This is a genomic window from Streptomyces sp. NPDC047886, from assembly GCF_043204435.1.
Lineage (GTDB): Bacteria > Actinomycetota > Actinomycetes > Streptomycetales > Streptomycetaceae > Streptomyces.
In genome coordinates, this window is sequence record NZ_JBIDCF010000002.1 from 1,168,448 (window position 1) to 1,183,001 (window position 14,554).

General features: G+C 70.5%; 12 protein-coding genes. 2 read left to right on the forward strand and 10 right to left on the reverse strand.

The genetic code is table 11. From position 1 onward, the window contains the following. Window positions 1-216 precede the first annotated feature (216 nt). On the forward strand, window positions 217-759 hold the full coding sequence (locus ACGF5U_RS11035) for a hypothetical protein (RefSeq protein ID WP_392716048.1): 543 nt from the start codon (window positions 217-219) through the stop codon (window positions 757-759). Window positions 760-855: 96 nt separating this feature from the next. Continuing rightward, complete coding sequence (locus ACGF5U_RS11040) at window positions 856-1,383, forward strand: hypothetical protein (protein WP_392716050.1); 528 nt, start codon at window positions 856-858, stop codon at window positions 1,381-1,383. Between the two features lie 114 nt (window positions 1,384-1,497). On the opposite strand, the gene nuoN is transcribed toward ACGF5U_RS11040, so the two are convergent. From nuoN to nuoE, 10 genes are read right to left on the reverse strand one after another with little or no spacing between them, the layout of a single operon-like run. Then, on the reverse strand, window positions 1,498-3,174 hold the full coding sequence (nuoN, locus tag ACGF5U_RS11045) for an NADH-quinone oxidoreductase subunit NuoN (RefSeq protein ID WP_392716052.1): 1,677 nt from the start codon (window positions 3,172-3,174) through the stop codon (window positions 1,498-1,500). Next, on the reverse strand, window positions 3,171-4,742 hold the full coding sequence (locus ACGF5U_RS11050; protein WP_392716054.1) for an NADH-quinone oxidoreductase subunit M: 1,572 nt from the start codon (window positions 4,740-4,742) through the stop codon (window positions 3,171-3,173). Before ACGF5U_RS11050 ends, nuoN begins: the two co-directional genes overlap by 4 nt. 5 nt (window positions 4,743-4,747) lie before the next feature. Continuing rightward, window positions 4,748-6,688, reverse strand: coding sequence for an NADH-quinone oxidoreductase subunit L (gene nuoL, locus ACGF5U_RS11055; protein ID WP_392716056.1), 1,941 nt, complete (start codon window positions 6,686-6,688; stop codon window positions 4,748-4,750). Between the two features lie 14 nt (window positions 6,689-6,702). Then, window positions 6,703-7,002 carry an NADH-quinone oxidoreductase subunit NuoK gene (gene nuoK, locus ACGF5U_RS11060; RefSeq protein WP_392716058.1) on the reverse strand — a complete coding sequence of 100 codons (300 nt, stop codon included), beginning with the start codon at window positions 7,000-7,002 and terminating at the stop codon, window positions 6,703-6,705. Continuing rightward, window positions 6,999-7,820 carry an NADH-quinone oxidoreductase subunit J gene (locus ACGF5U_RS11065; RefSeq protein WP_392716060.1) on the reverse strand — a complete coding sequence of 274 codons (822 nt, stop codon included), beginning with the start codon at window positions 7,818-7,820 and terminating at the stop codon, window positions 6,999-7,001. The genes nuoK and ACGF5U_RS11065 overlap by 4 nt, the downstream gene beginning before the upstream one ends. After that, window positions 7,817-8,467: an NADH-quinone oxidoreductase subunit NuoI gene (gene nuoI / locus ACGF5U_RS11070; protein WP_392716062.1), complete on the reverse strand. Its 651-nt coding sequence runs from the start codon at window positions 8,465-8,467 to the stop codon at window positions 7,817-7,819. Before nuoI ends, ACGF5U_RS11065 begins: the two co-directional genes overlap by 4 nt. Beyond that, entirely contained in the window at window positions 8,457-9,785 is a 1,329-nt protein-coding gene (nuoH, locus tag ACGF5U_RS11075; RefSeq protein WP_392716259.1) for an NADH-quinone oxidoreductase subunit NuoH, read from the reverse strand. Before nuoH ends, nuoI begins: the two co-directional genes overlap by 11 nt. 32 nt (window positions 9,786-9,817) lie before the next feature. Then, complete coding sequence (locus ACGF5U_RS11080) at window positions 9,818-12,367, reverse strand: NADH-quinone oxidoreductase subunit G (protein WP_392716064.1); 2,550 nt, start codon at window positions 12,365-12,367, stop codon at window positions 9,818-9,820. After that, the gene (nuoF, locus tag ACGF5U_RS11085) at window positions 12,364-13,713 is read right to left on the reverse strand and encodes an NADH-quinone oxidoreductase subunit NuoF (protein ID WP_392716066.1); all 1,350 of its coding nucleotides are present in this window, start codon (window positions 13,711-13,713) and stop codon (window positions 12,364-12,366) included. The genes ACGF5U_RS11080 and nuoF overlap by 4 nt, the downstream gene beginning before the upstream one ends. Beyond that, a complete protein-coding gene (nuoE, locus tag ACGF5U_RS11090) occupies window positions 13,713-14,552 on the reverse strand; it encodes an NADH-quinone oxidoreductase subunit NuoE (protein WP_392716068.1) in 840 nt (279 codons plus the stop codon). The genes nuoF and nuoE overlap by 1 nt, the downstream gene beginning before the upstream one ends. Window positions 14,553-14,554 lie beyond the last annotated feature (2 nt).

The following is a 14,554-nucleotide window of genomic DNA, read 5'->3' on the forward strand; positions in this document are numbered from 1 at the left end:
CGAGACAGGTCCAGACCAGTCGCAGTACGGTCACGATGCCACGCGCCGCCCGTCGCGGGAACCGGGCGGATTCCGTCCGATGGACGTCCCGACATGCGGCGGTGACCGTGGCGTCACATGCTGCAGAGGGGGCGAGGCAGGGGGGAACTCGCCCGACACCCATCCGGCGCCTTCGGGGCGCCCCGGACCCCTTCCCCGCCTTCCAAGGAGCGCACCATGCACCCGAAAGGGCTAATGTCCGCCCTCGGCGTCGCCACACTCACCACGCTGAGCCTGATAGCCGGTCCCGTGCCCGCCTCGGCCGCCGCCGAAGACGAACCCAAGGCGCTGGCCGACCTGGCCACGACGTACGAGGCGACACACAGGTACCGCTCCGTCGAGCGGGCCGTGGAGGACGGCTACGAGCCCATGCGGGGCTGCATCTCCCGCGCCGAGGGCGGGATGGGCTACCACTACGTCAACACGGCCCGGAACAACTCCACCGACCCGGCCAAGCCCGCGGCGCTCTTCTACGAGAAGGCCGAGGACGGCTCGCTGCGGCTGCTCGGCGTGGAGTGGTTCGTGGAGGACGCCGACCAGAAGGTCGAGACGGACGACGACCGTCCCACGATGTTCGGCCAGCCCTTCCTGGGCCCGACCCCCGGTGTCGAGGAGGGCGTGGCGGTCCACTACGACCTGCACGTCTGGCTGTACAAGCACAACCCGAACGGGCTGTTCACGGAGTGGAACCCGGACGTGCGCTGTCCCGAGACGGACTGACCGCCCACGACGGACCATCCTCCCGGAACGCGCCCCGGGAGGCACCCGCCTCCCGGGAGCGCCGAAGCCCTTCCCCCCACCACCAAGGAGCACCGCATGAACCGGAAGCATCTGATATCGGCCGTCGGCCTGACCGCCGCCGCGGCACTGACCCTCACCGCCGCCCCGGCCTCCGCCGCCACCGGCGACCACGACCAGCTGAAGAAGGCCTACGACGCGACGGTGAAGTACCGCTCGGAGGAGAAGGCCATCGCGGACGGCTACGTCCGCTCCGACGAGTGTGCCGAGTCGCCCGACGGTGCGGGCGGCATGGGCTACCACTACGTCAAGGAGGCCCACATCGGCTCCGTCGACCCGGCCAAGCCGGCCGCCCTCCTCTACAAGGAGGACAAGCACGGCAAGAGACACCTGACGGGCGTGGAGTACCTGGTACCGGACAAGGACCAGGACCTGACGACGGACGAGGACCGGCCGTTCATCTTCGGGGTGCCGATGGAGGGCCCGATGGAAGGCCATGAGCCCGGCATGCCGATCCACTACGACCTGCACGTCTGGCTGTTCAAGGACAACCCGAGCGGCCTGTTCGCCACCTGGAACCCCAACGTCCACTGCCCGAAGGCCTAGGAAGTCTCCGACGGATCTCGCCGGACACCCCGGCAGTCCCGTGGAACGCGTTCGGCGGGGTGCGCACCGCACCCCGCCGAATCCGCGCCGTACCCGCCCAGGGGCGGCCCTGGCCTACCGGACGAAGACGCTCGCCTGCCCCGCCAGATCCAGGAAGTACTGCGGCGCGACGCCGAGGACCAGCGTGACGGCGATACCGACCCCGATGGTCGTGATCGTCAGCGGCGACGGCACGGCGACCGTCGGGCCCTCCGGCTTCGGCTCGCTGAAGAACATCAGCACGATGACCCGGATGTAGAAGAACGCGGCGATCGCCGACGCGATGACACCCACCACGACCAGCGCGCCGGCGCCGCCCTCGGCGGCCGCCTTGAACACCGCGAACTTGCCGGAGAAGCCGGACGTCAGCGGGATGCCGGCGAACGCCAGCAGGAACACCGCGAAGACGGCGGCGACCAGCGGGGAACGCCGCCCCAGCCCCGCCCACTTCGACAGGTGCGTCGCCTCGCCGCCCGCGTCCCGCACCAGCGTGACCACCGCGAACGCCCCGATCGTGACGAACGAGTACGCCGCCAGGTAGAACAGGACGGACGAGATGCCGGCCGGCGTGGCCGCGATGACACCGGCCAGCAGGAACCCGGCGTGGGCGATCGACGAGTACGCGAGGAGCCGCTTGATGTCGGTCTGTGTGATCGCCACGATCGCACCGGCCAGCATCGTGACGATGGCGACGGCCCACATGACGGGCCGCCAGTCCCAGCGCAGCCCGGGCAGCACCACGTAGAGCAGCCGCAGCAGGGCGCCGAACGCGGCCACCTTCGTCGCCGCCGCCATGAACCCGGTCACCGGGGTGGGGGCGCCCTGATAGACGTCCGGAGTCCACATGTGGAACGGGACCGCGCCGACCTTGAACAACAGGCCCATCAGCACCATCGCGAACCCGATGAGCAGCAGGACGTCGTTGCCCATGGTCGAGGCGAGCGCCGGGTCGATGGTGGTGACCGCGCCGTCCACCACATCGGCGATGCGCGCGTACGACACGGAGCCCGCGTACCCGTACATCAGGGCGATGCCGAACAGCAGGAACGCCGACGAGAAGGCACCGAGCAGGAAGTACTTCACCGCGGCCTCCTGCGACATCAGCCGCTTGCGGCGGGCGACGGCGCAGAGCAGGTACAGCGGCAGGGAGAAGACCTCCAGCGCGATGAACAGCGTCAGCAGGTCGTTGGCGGCCGGGAAGACGAGCATGCCCGCCACCGCGAACAGGGCCAGCGGGAACACCTCGGTGGTGGTGAACCCGGCCTTGACGGCGGCCTTCTCGTGGTCGCTGCCGGGCACGGTCGCCGCCTCCGCGGCGAACGAGTCCACCCGGTGGCCGTGGTGCGCCGGGTCGAGGCGCCGCTCGGCGAAGGTGAACACCGCGACGACCGACGCCAGCAGAATGGTGCCCTGGAGGAACAGGGCGGGTCCGTCGACCGCGATGGCACCCATCGCCGCGATCCGCGCCTTGGTGGTGCCGTGGCCCGAGGCCGCGAGACCGACCACGGCCGCGAAGGCGGCGGCGAGCGCCACCACGGTCAGGAACACCTGGACGTGGTAGCGGCCCCGGCGCGGCACGAGGGCCTCCACCAGGATGCCGACGATGGCCGCGCCCGCCACGATCAGGACGGGTGCCAGCTGGGCGTACTCGATGGTCGGGGCCGGGATCTTGCCGAGTGGCTCGGCGGCCGTCGCCCACAGGCTGGGGAAGCCCTGGACGGCTTGGTCAGCGTGGACAGCTGTTGCGCTCACTTGGCCGCCTCCACCTCGGGCCGGGGGTCCTGCTGCTGTACGTCGGACATGGTGTGCCGCACAGCCGGGTTGACGATGTCGGTCAGCGGCTTCGGGTAGACGCCGAGGAAGAGGAGCAGCGCGATCAGCGGCGCCACCACCGCCAGTTCACGGAGCTTCAGGTCGGGCATGGCCCGCACCTCCTCCTTCACCGGGCCCGTCATGGTCCGCTGGTACAGGACCAGCGTGTAGAGCGCGGCGAGCACGATGCCGGTGGTGGCGACGACACCCGCCACGGGGTAGCGGGCGAACGTGCCGACCAGTACCAGGAACTCGCTGACGAACGGCGCGAGACCGGGCAGCGACAGGGTGGCGAGACCGCCGACCAGGAAGGTGCCGGCGAGCACCGGCGCGACCTTCTGCACCCCGCCGTAGTCGGCGATGAGCCGTGAACCGCGCCGCGAGATCAGGAACCCGGCGACCAGCATCAACGCGGCCGTCGAGATCCCGTGGTTGACCATGTAGAGCGTCGCGCCGCTCTGGCCCTGGCTGGTCATCGCGAAGATGCCCAGGATGATGAAGCCGAAGTGGGAGATCGACGCGTACGCGATCAGGCGCTTGATGTCGCGCTGCCCGACCGCCAGGAGCGCCCCGTACACGATGCTGATCAGCGCCAGCACGATGATGGCGGGCGTCGCCCACTTGCTGGCCTCGGGGAACAGGCCGAGGCAGAACCGGAGCATCGCGAACGTGCCGACCTTGTCCACCACGGCGGTGATGAGCACGGCGACCGGCGCGGTCGCCTCCCCCATGGCGTTGGGCAGCCAGGTGTGCAGCGGCCACAGCGGCGCCTTCACGGCGAAGGCGAAGAAGAAGCCGAGGAACAGCAGGCGCTCGGTGTTCGTCGCCATCTCCAGCGATCCGTCCGCCCGCGCGGCGGCGATCTCCGTCAGCGAGAAGTTGCCCGCGACCACGTACAGACCGACCACGGCGGCCAGCATGATCAGGCCGCCGACGAGGTTGTAGAGGAGGAACTTGACCGCCGCGTACGACCGCTGGGCGGCGGCGTTCTCGTCGCTGCCCGCGTGGGCGCGGTCCCCGAAGCCGCCGATGAGGAAGTACATCGGGATGAGCATGGCTTCGAAGAGGATGTAGAAGAGGAAGACGTCGGTGGCCTCGAAGGAGAGGATCACCATCGCCTCGACCATCAGGATCAGGGCGAAGAAGCCCTGGGTGGGCCGCCACCGCTTCGACCGGTTCTCCAGGGGGTCGGCGTCGTGCCAGCCGGCGAGGATGACGAACGGGATCAGCAGCGCGGTCAGCGCGATCAGGGCGACCCCGATGCCGTCCACGCCCAGCTCGTACCGCACGCCGAAGTCCTTGATCCAGGCGTGCGATTCGGTGAGCTGGTAGCGGGCGCCGCCCGGGTCGAAGCGGACCAGTACGGTCGCCGCGAGGGCGAGCGTGCCGAGCGAGACCAGCAGCGCCAGCCATTTCGCGGCGGTGCGCCGCGCGGCGGGCACGGCGGCGGTGACGATCGCACCGACCGCCGGAAGCGCCGCCGTCACCGTCAGAAGGGGAAAGGACATCGCGGTCACACCGCCCTCATCAGCAGGGTCGCGGCGATCAGCACGGCCGCACCTCCGAACATCGAGACCGCATAGGAGCGGGCGAAGCCGTTCTGCAGGGTGCGCAGCCGGCCGGACAGTCCGCCCATGGAGGCGGCGGTGCCGTTGACCACCCCGTCGACCAGGGTGTGGTCGACGTACACCAGCGAGCGGGTGAGGTGTTCGCCGCCGCGGACCAGGACCACATGGTTGAAGTCGTCCTGGAGGAGGTCGCGGCGGGCCGCCCGGGTGAGGAGCGAGCCGCGCGGGGCGACCACGGGCACGGGCTTGCGGCCGTACTGCGCGTACGCGATGCCGACACCGATCAGCAGGACGACGACCGTCGACGTGGTGATCGCGGCGGCGCTCAGCGGCGGGTGCCCGTGCTCGAACGCGGTGACCGGCTTCAGCCAGTTCACGAAGGCGCTGTTCAGGGAGAACAGGCCGCCGGCGAAGACCGATCCGAAGGCCAGCAGGATCATCGGGACGGTCATGGACTTCGGCGACTCGTGCGGGTGCGGCATCGCGCCGGGCTCGGCCTCGACGCCGGGCTCGACGCCGGGCGCCGTGTCCGGGTCGGGGGCGGGCTGCCAGCGCTTCTCGCCGAAGAACGTCATGATCATCACGCGGGTCATGTAGTACGCGGTGATACCGGCGCCGAGCAGGGTGACCGCGCCGAGGATCCAGCCCTCGGTGCCGCCCTTCGCGAACGCCGCCTCGATGATCTTGTCCTTGGACCAGAAGCCGGAGAGCCCCGGGAATCCGATGATCGCGAGGTAGCCGAGACCGAACGTCACGAACGTGACGGGCATGTACTTCCGCAGGCCGCCGTACTTGCGCATGTCGACCTCGTCGTTCATGCCGTGCATGACCGAACCGGCGCCGAGGAACAGACCGGCCTTGAAGAAGCCGTGCGTCACCAGGTGCATGATCGCGAAGGCGTAGCCGATCGGACCGAGCCCGGCGGCGAGGATCATGTAGCCGATCTGCGACATCGTCGAGCCGGCCAGCGCCTTCTTGATGTCGTCCTTGGCGCAACCGACGATCGCACCGAAGAGGAGCGTGACCGCGCCGACCACCACGACCGCGAGCTGGGCGTCCGGTGCCGCGTTGAAGATCGCCCCGGACCTGGTGATGAGGTAGACGCCGGCGGTCACCATCGTCGCCGCGTGGATCAGCGCCGACACCGGGGTCGGGCCCTCCATCGCGTCCCCGAGCCAGGACTGCAGCGGCACCTGCGCCGACTTGCCGCACGCGGCGAGCAGCAGCATCAGCCCGATGGCCGTCAGCATGCCCTCGGACGTCTCACCGGCGGAGCCCAGCACCGGCCCGAAGGCGAAGGTGCCGAAGGTGGTGAACATCAGCATGATCGCCACGGACAGGCCGATGTCACCGACCCGGTTGACCAGGAACGCCTTCTTGGCGGCCGTGGCCGCCGTGGGCTTGTGCTGCCAGAACCCGATCAGCAGGTACGAGGCGAGACCGACGCCCTCCCAGCCGAAGTACAGCAGCAGGTAGTTGTCGGCGACGACGAGGAGCAGCATCGCCGCGAGGAACAGGTTCAGATAGCCGAAGAAGCGGCGCCGCCGCTCGTCGTGCTCCATGTACCCGATCGAGTACACATGGATGAGCGTGCCGACCCCGGTGATCAGCAGGACGAACGTCATCGACAGCTGGTCGAGCTGGAAGGCCACGTCCGCCTGGAAGCCCTCGACCGGGACCCAGCTGAACAGCCGCTGGTGCATGGCCCGGTCGTCGGCCTCCCGGCCGAGCATGTCGATGAAGAGCGCCGCACCGACGGCGAAGGAGGCGGCCGCCAGCAGCGTGCCGAGCCAGTGCCCGGCCCTGTCCAGCCGCCGGCCGCCGCACAACAGGACGGCCGCTCCCAGCAGAGGCGCCGCGACGAGCAGCGCGATCATTTTCTCCACGATTCAGCGACCCCTCAGAGCTTCATCAGGCTGGCGTCGTCGACCGAGGCCGAGTGGCGGGAACGGAACAGCGACACGATGATCGCGAGACCGACCACGACCTCCGCGGCGGCGACGACCATCGTGAAGAAGGCGATGATCTGGCCGTCGAGGTTGCCGTGCATCCGGGAGAAGGCGACCAGCGTGAGGTTGCAGGCGTTGAGCATCAGCTCGACGCACATGAACACCACGATCGCGTTCCGCCGGATCAGCACCCCGGCCGCGCCGACCGTGAACAGCAGCGCGGCGAGGTAGAGGTAGTTGACGGGATTCACTGGGACGCCTCCTCATCCTCACGGTCCCGGCCGAGCCGCTCCTCCGCGCGCTGCTCCAGCGCCCGCAGGTCCTCGATGGCCTGCGCGGACACATCGCGGATCTGGCCCCGCGCCCGCAGCGTCCGGTTGACGGTGAGCTCGGACGGGGTGCCGTCCGGCAGCAGACCGGGGATGTCCACGGCGTTGTGCCGCGCGTACACGCCGGGCGCCGGGAGCGGCGGCAGCTGCCTGCCCTCCCGTACCCGCTGTTCGGCCAGCTCCCGCTGGGTCGGCGCCGGCCGGGTGCGCTCCCGGTGCGTCAGCACCATCGCGCCGACCGCCGCGGTGATCAGCAGCGCGCTGGTGATCTCGAAGGCGAACACGTACTTGGTGAAGATGAGGGCGGCCAGGCCCTCCACGTTGCCGCCGGCGTTCGCCTCGCCGAGACCGTTGAAGGTGTCGAGCGAGGCCCGGCCGAGCCCGGAGACCAGCAGGGTGCCGAAGCCGAGGCCGCAGAGCGCGGCCAGCCAGCGCTGCCCCTTGATGGTCTCCTTCAACGAGTCGGCGGCGGAGACTCCGACCAGCATCACGACGAAGAGGAACAGCATCATGATCGCGCCGGTGTAGACGACGATCTGCACGATGCCGAGGAAATAGGCGCCGTTGGCGAGGTAGAAGATCGCGAGGATGACCATGGTGGCGGCCAGGCACAGCGCGCTGTGCACGGCCTTCTTCATCAGGACGGTGGCCAGCGCGCCGATGAGGGCGATGGGGCCGAGGACCCAGAACTGGACGGCCTCACCGGTGGACGTGGTGTAGGCGGCGGCGATCGCGCTCATGCCCCGATCACCTTCTTCGACGCGGGCTCGGTCTCGCCGAAGTCCGACGCGGCCTCCTGCGGGCCCTCCCCCTTGCTGACGGCCACCTGCCGGACCGTGCCGGGCGCGGCCTCGGTGACCAGCCCCCGGTAGTAGTCCTGCTCGGTCATCCCGGGGAAGATCGCGTGGGGAGTGTCGACCATGTCCTCGTCCAGACCCGCGAGGAGCTGCTCCTTGGTGTAGATCAGGTTCTCGCGTGAGCTGTCGGCGAGTTCGAACTCGTTGGTCATCGTCAGCGCTCGCGTCGGGCACGCCTCGATGCACAGTCCGCACAGGATGCAGCGGGCGTAGTTGATCTGGTAGACGCGGCCGTACCGCTCGCCCGGCGAGTAGCGCTCCTCGTCGGTGTTGTCGGCGCCCTCGACGTAGATGGCGTCGGCCGGGCAGGCCCAGGCGCACAGTTCGCAGCCCACGCACTTCTCCAGCCCGTCCGGATGCCGGTTGAGCTGGTGCCTGCCGTGGAAACGGGGCGCCGTCGTCTTCTGCTGTTCGGGGTACTGCTCGGTCAGCCGCTTCTTGAACATGGCCTTGAAGGTCACGCCGAAGCCGGCCACCGGGTTCTGGAAGGGGGTCCGGGGGGTGTCCCCCCGGGATGACTCAGTGGACACCGTCCGTCTCCTTTCCGTCACTCCCAGTGTCGGGGCCGCCACTGACAATCAGGTCGCGCTCGGAGCGCGGCCGCCGACGGGGCACCGGCGGAAGGGTCTGCCCGGGCAGCGGCGGCACCGGGAATCCACCGGCCATCGGATCGAACGCGGCGGGCTCCCCCGCCTCGGCCTCGGCGGCCTCCTTGGCCTTCCGGTCGCGGAAGACATCGACGACGAAGGAGATCAGCAGCACCCCGATGACCGCGCCCGCGACGTACAGGACGATGTTCTGGAAGCCGACGTTCTCGTTCCGCAGGGCCCGCACGGTGGCGACCAGCATCAGCCAGACGACCGAGATCGGGATGAGGACCTTCCAGCCGAGCTTCATCAGCTGGTCGTAGCGGACGCGGGGCAGCGTGCCGCGCAGCCAGATGAAGAAGAAGACCAGGGCCTGCAGCTTGACGACGAACCACAGCAGCGGCCACCAGCCGTGGTTGGCGCCCTCCCAGAAAGCGGAGATCGGGTACGGGGCCCGCCAGCCGCCCAGGAAGAGCGTCACCGCGATCATCGACACCGTGATCATGTGGATGTACTCGGCCAGCATGAACATCGCGAACTTGATGGAGCTGTACTCGGTGTTGAAGCCGCCGACGAGGTCGCCCTCGGACTCCGGCATGTCGAACGGCGCCCGGCTCGACTCGCCGATCATCGTCACCATGTAGATGAGGAACGACACCGGTAGCAGCAGCACGTACCAGCGGTCCTGTTGCGCCCCGACGATGGCCGAGGTCGACATGGACCCGGAGTACAGGAACACCGAGGCGAAGGCGACACCCATGGCGATCTCGTACGAGATGACCTGGGCGGAGGCCCGGATGCCGCCGAGCAGCGGATAGGTGGAGCCGGAGGACCAGCCGCCGAGGACGAAGCCGTACACACCGAGCGAACCGATCGCCAGGATGTAGAGCATCGCCACCGGGAGGTCGGTGAGCTGCATCGTCGTCCGCGTACCGAAGATCGAGACCTCGTTGCCGGCCGGTCCGAACGGGATCACGGCGACGGCCATGAAGGCGGGGATCGCGGCGAGGATCGGGGCGAGGACGTAGACGACCTTGTCCGCCCGCTTGACGATGACGTCCTCCTTCAGCATCAGCTTGACGCCGTCCGCGAGGGACTGGAGGAGGCCCCACGGGCCGTGCCGGTTGGGGCCGATGCGCAGCTGCATCCACGCCACGACCTTGCGTTCCCAGACGATCGAGAACAGCACGGTGACCATGAGGAAGGCGAAACAGAAGACCGCCTTGACCGCCACGAGCCACCAGGGGTCGCGGCCGAACATGGACAGGTCCTCGGCCGCGAGGAGGGCCGGGTTCACGCTCGCACCTCCGATGAGTCCGATGAGTCCGTGGAGTACGGGGAGTCCCCCGCGTACGCGGAGCCCGCGTCCTCCCGCGAGGCCGGCGCCGGGGCGATCCGCACCAGCCGGCCCGGGACGGTGCCCAGGTCCGACAGCAGCCCCCCGCCGGTGGAGTTGAGCGGCAGCCAGACGACCCGGTCCCGCATGGCGGTCACCTGGAGCGGCAGCCGCACCGAACCGGACGGGCCGCTCACCTCCAGGACGTCGCCGTCCTTGACGCCCGTCTCCGCGGCCGTGGCCGCCGACAGCCGGGCGACCGCGGCGTGGCGGGTGCCCGCCAGGGCCTCGTCGCCCTCCTGGAGGCGCCCCAGGTCCAGCAGCATCCGGTGGCCGGCGAGTACCGCCTCGCCCTCACCCGCGCGGGGCAGCGGCCGGGCGGTCTCGGCCGGGTCGGCCGCCCGCTCCCCGTCCCAGGTGCCGAGCCGGTCCATCTCGCGCCGCACGGACTTGAGGTCCGGCAGGGCGAAGTGCACGTCGAGGGCGTCGGCCAGCATGTGCAGGACGCGCGCGTCCGTCGGCGCGAGCGGCCGGGTCATGTGCTCCGGCTTGAGCGCCGCGTCGAACATCCGGGCCCTGCCCTCCCAGTTGAGGAAGGTGCCGGGCTTCTCGGCGACGGCCGCGACCGGGAAGACGACGTCCGCCCGGTCGGTGACCTCGCCGGGTCGCAGTTCGAGTGACACGACGAAGGCCGTTTCGAGGGCCTCACGCGCGCGTGCCGGGTCCGGCAGGTCGGTGACGTCGACGCCCGCGACCACCAGGGCGGCCAGTTCGCCGGTGGCCGCGGCCTCCACGATCTGGCCGGTGTCCCGGCCGTAGCGGTGCGGCAGCTCGCGGACGCCCCACGCCGTCGCCGTCTCCTCACGGGCGCGCGGGTCGGTGGCGGGCCGGCCGCCGGGCAGCAGCGACGGGACGGCGCCCGCCTCGACGGCGCCGCGCTCGCCCGCGCGGCGCGGGATCCACACCAGCCGGGCGCCGGTCGCGGTGGCCGCGCGCACGGCGGCGGTCAGCGCGCCGGGCACGCCCGCGAGCCGCTCGCCGACCACGATGACGGAGCCGTCGGCCCGCAGGGCCTCGGCGGCCGCCGCACCGGGTGCGTCCAGGCCGGTCCCCGACGCGAGGGCGTCCAGCCACTCGGTCTCGGTGCCGGGGGCGGCCGGCAGCAGCGTGCCGCCCGCCTTCTCCAGGCCCCGCGTGGCGTAGGGCGCGAGACCGAACGTGCGCTGGCCGCGCTTGCGCCACGCCTTGCGCAGCCGCAGGAAGACGCCGGGCGCCTCCTCCTCGGACTCGATCCCGGCGAGCAGCACCGCCGGGGCCTGCTCCAGGGTGGTGTAGGTGACCCCGGCGCCTCCCCCGAGGTCGCGGCCCCGGCCGGCAACCCGGGCGGCCAGGAAGTCGGCCTCCTCGCTGCTGTGGACGCGGGCGCGGAAGTCGATGTCGTTGGTGTCGAGGGCGACCCGCGCGAACTTGGCGTACGCGTACGAGTCCTCGACGGTGAGCCTGCCGCCGGTCAGGACGCCGGTGCGGCCGCGGACCAGGCCGCGCGCGGCCGCCTCCAGCGCCTCGGGCCAGGACGCGGGCTCCAGGGTGCCGTCGGCGCCGCGCACCAGGGGCGTGGTGAGCCGGTCGCGCTGCTGCGCGTACCGGAACGCGAAGCGTCCCTTGTCGCACATCCAGTCCTCGTTGACCTCCGGGTCGTTGGCGGCGAGCCGCCGCATGACCTTGCCGCGCCGGTGGTCGGTGCGGGTGGCGCAGCCGCCCGCGCAGTGCTCGCACACGGACGGGCTGGAGACCAGGTCGAAGGGGCGGGAGCGGAACCGGTACGCCGCCGACGTCAGCGCGCCGACCGGGCAGATCTGGATGGTGTTGCCGGAGAAGTACGACTGGAAGGGGTCGCCCTCGCCGGTGCCGACCTGCTGGAGGGCGCCCCGCTCGATCAGCTCGATCATCGGGTCGCCGGCGACCTGGTTGGAGAAGCGGGTGCAGCGTGCGCACAGCACGCACCGCTCACGGTCGAGGAGCACCTGGGTGGAGATCGGTACCGGCTTCTCGTACGTCCGCTTCCTGCCGTCGAAGCGGGAGTCGGCCTGCCCGTGCGAGACGGCCTGGTTCTGGAGCGGGCACTCGCCGCCCTTGTCGCAGACGGGGCAGTCCAGCGGATGGTTGATGAGCAGCAGCTCCATCACCCCGACCTGGGCCTTCTCGGCGACTTCGGAGGTGAGTTGAGTACGGACGACCATGCCGTCCGTACAGGTGATCGTGCAGGAGGCCATCGGCTTGCGCTGGCCCTCGACCTCGACGATGCACTGGCGGCAGGCGCCGGCCGGGTCGAGGAGCGGGTGGTCGCAGAACCGGGGGATCTCGATGCCGAGCTGTTCGGAGGCGCGGATGACCAGGGTGCCCTTGGGGACGGAGATCTCGATGCCGTCGATGGTCAGGGTGACCAGGTCCTCGGGCGGTACCGCCGCCTCGCCGCCCCCGGAGGGAGCGCTCGTGGTGGTGGTCATGCGTTCACCTCCAGGTGGTTGTCCGCCCAGGCGGTCGACCTGGCCGGGTCGAAGGGGCAGCCCTTGCCGGTGATGTGCTGCTCGTACTCGTCGCGGAAGTACTTCAGCGACGAGAAGATCGGGGACGCGGCTCCGTCGCCGAGTGCGCAGAACGACTTGCCGTTGATGTTGTCGGCGATGTCGTTCAGCTTGTCGAGGTCGGCGAGGGCGCCCTTGCCGGCCTCGATGTCGCGGAGCAGCTGGACGAGCCAGTAGGTGCCCTCGCGGCAGGGGGTGCACTTGCCGCAGGACTCGTGGGCGTAGAACTCGGTCCACCGGGTGACGGCGCGGACGACGCAGGTCGTCTCGTCGAAGCACTGGAGGGCCTTGGTGCCGAGCATGGAGCCGGCCGCGCCGACGCCCTCGTAGTCGAGGGGGACGTCGAGGTGCTCGTCGGTGAACATCGGGGTGGACGAGCCGCCGGGTGTCCAGAACTTCAGCCGGTGGCCGGGGCGCATGCCGCCGCTCATGTCGAGGAGCTGGCGCAGGGTGACTCCGAGCGGGGCCTCGTACTGGCCGGGGGCGGCGACGTGGCCGCTGAGCGAGTACAGCGTGAAGCCGGGGGACTTCTCGCTGCCCATCGAACGGAACCAGTCCTTGCCGCGGTGCAGGATCGCGGGAACCGAGGCGATGGACTCGACGTTGTTCACCACGGTGGGGCACGCGTAGAGACCGGCGACCGCGGGGAAGGGGGGACGCAGCCGGGGCTGGCCGCGGCGGCCTTCGAGCGAGTCGAGCAGTGCGGTCTCCTCACCGCAGATGTACGCGCCCGCGCCCGCGTGCACGGTGAGTTCGAGGTCGAGTCCGCTGCCGAGGATGTTCTCGCCGAGGAAGCCCGCCGCGTACGCCTCGCGTACGGCCTCGTGCAGCCTGCGCAGTACGGGGACGACCTCGCCGCGCAGATAGATGAAGGCGTGCGACGACCTGATGGCGTAGCAGGCGATGACGATGCCCTCGATGAGGGAGTGCGGGTTGGCGAAGAGGAGCGGGATGTCCTTGCAGGTGCCGGGCTCCGACTCGTCGGCGTTGACCACGAGGTAGTGCGGCTTGCCGTCGCCCTGCGGGATGAACTGCCACTTCATTCCGGTGGGGAAGCCCGCGCCGCCCCGGCCGCGCAGTCCGGACTCCTTGACGTACGCGATGACGTCGTCGGGTGACATGGCGAGGGCTTTGCGGAGGCCCTCGTAGCCGTCGTGCCGGCGGTAGGTCTCCAGCGTCCAGGAGTCGGGCTGGTCCCAGAAGGCGGACAGGACCGGGGAGAGCAGCTTCTCGGGGCTGGTCTCTCCGATTTCGGGTGCCAAGGTCATCACTCCCCCTCCTCGCTGACCGGGCCCGCCGGGTGGGACGGGTCGGACGCCGAGGTCTGCTGTGGTGCGTCATGGCTGCTGAGGTGGCCCGAGCCGGGCGTCGGCCCGTCGTGCGGGGCCTTCTCGCGGGGGCCGGCCTCGGTCGTCTCGCCGCGCGGGTGGACGACGCGGGGCGGGAGCGCCTCGCCCTTGGCGAGCCGGAGACCGATCAGGGAGGCCGGGCCCGCTCCGCCGGTCGCCTCGACGGCGCCCGGCCGGGGGTCGGGGAACCCGGCCAGGATGCGGGACGTCTCCTTGAACGAGCAGAGGGGGGCGCCGCGGGTGGGTTCTACGGTGCGGCCGGCGCGGAGGTCGTCCACGAGCCGCTTCGCGCTGTCGGGGGTCTGGTTGTCGAAGAACTCCCAGTTGACCATCACGACGGGCGCGAAGTCGCAGGCGGCGTTGCACTCGATGTGTTCGAGGGTGACCTTGCCGTCGTCGGTGGTCTCGTCGTTGCCGACGCCGAGGTGCTGCTTGAGTTCGTCGAAGATGGCGTCGCCGCCCATCACCGCGCACAGGGTGTTGGTGCAGACCCCGACCTGGTAGTCGCCGGAGGGCTTGCGCCGGTACATGGTGTAGAAGGTGGCGACGGCGGTGACCTCGGCGGTGGTCAGGTCGAGCATCTCCGCGCAGAACCGCATGCCGGTACGGCTGACGTGGCCTTCCTCGGACTGGACGAGGTGCAGCAGCGGCAGCAGCGCGGACCGGGAGTCGGGGTAGCGGGCGATGACCTCCTTGGCGTCCGTTTCGAGCCGGGCCCGCACATCGGCGGGGAAGTCCGGGGCGGGGAGCGGGGGCATCC

What these genes read in the sequence shown, in the direction of transcription:
- ACGF5U_RS11050 (WP_392716054.1), bottom strand. Translation starts at nt 4,742, where the DNA reads ATGTCCTTTCCCCTTCTGACGGTGACGGCGGCGCTTCCGGCGGTCGGT.
- nuoE (WP_392716068.1), bottom strand. Translation starts at nt 14,552, where the DNA reads ATGCCCCCGCTCCCCGCCCCGGACTTCCCCGCCGATGTGCGGGCCCGG.
- ACGF5U_RS11065 (WP_392716060.1), bottom strand. Translation starts at nt 7,820, where the DNA reads ATGAGCGCGATCGCCGCCGCCTACACCACGTCCACCGGTGAGGCCGTC.
- ACGF5U_RS11040 (WP_392716050.1), top strand. Translation starts at nt 856, where the DNA reads ATGAACCGGAAGCATCTGATATCGGCCGTCGGCCTGACCGCCGCCGCG.
- ACGF5U_RS11080 (WP_392716064.1), bottom strand. Translation starts at nt 12,367, where the DNA reads ATGACCACCACCACGAGCGCTCCCTCCGGGGGCGGCGAGGCGGCGGTA.
- nuoH (WP_392716259.1), bottom strand. Translation starts at nt 9,785, where the DNA reads ATGTTCGGCCGCGACCCCTGGTGGCTCGTGGCGGTCAAGGCGGTCTTC.
- ACGF5U_RS11035 (WP_392716048.1), top strand. Translation starts at nt 217, where the DNA reads ATGCACCCGAAAGGGCTAATGTCCGCCCTCGGCGTCGCCACACTCACC.
- nuoF (WP_392716066.1), bottom strand. Translation starts at nt 13,713, where the DNA reads ATGACCTTGGCACCCGAAATCGGAGAGACCAGCCCCGAGAAGCTGCTC.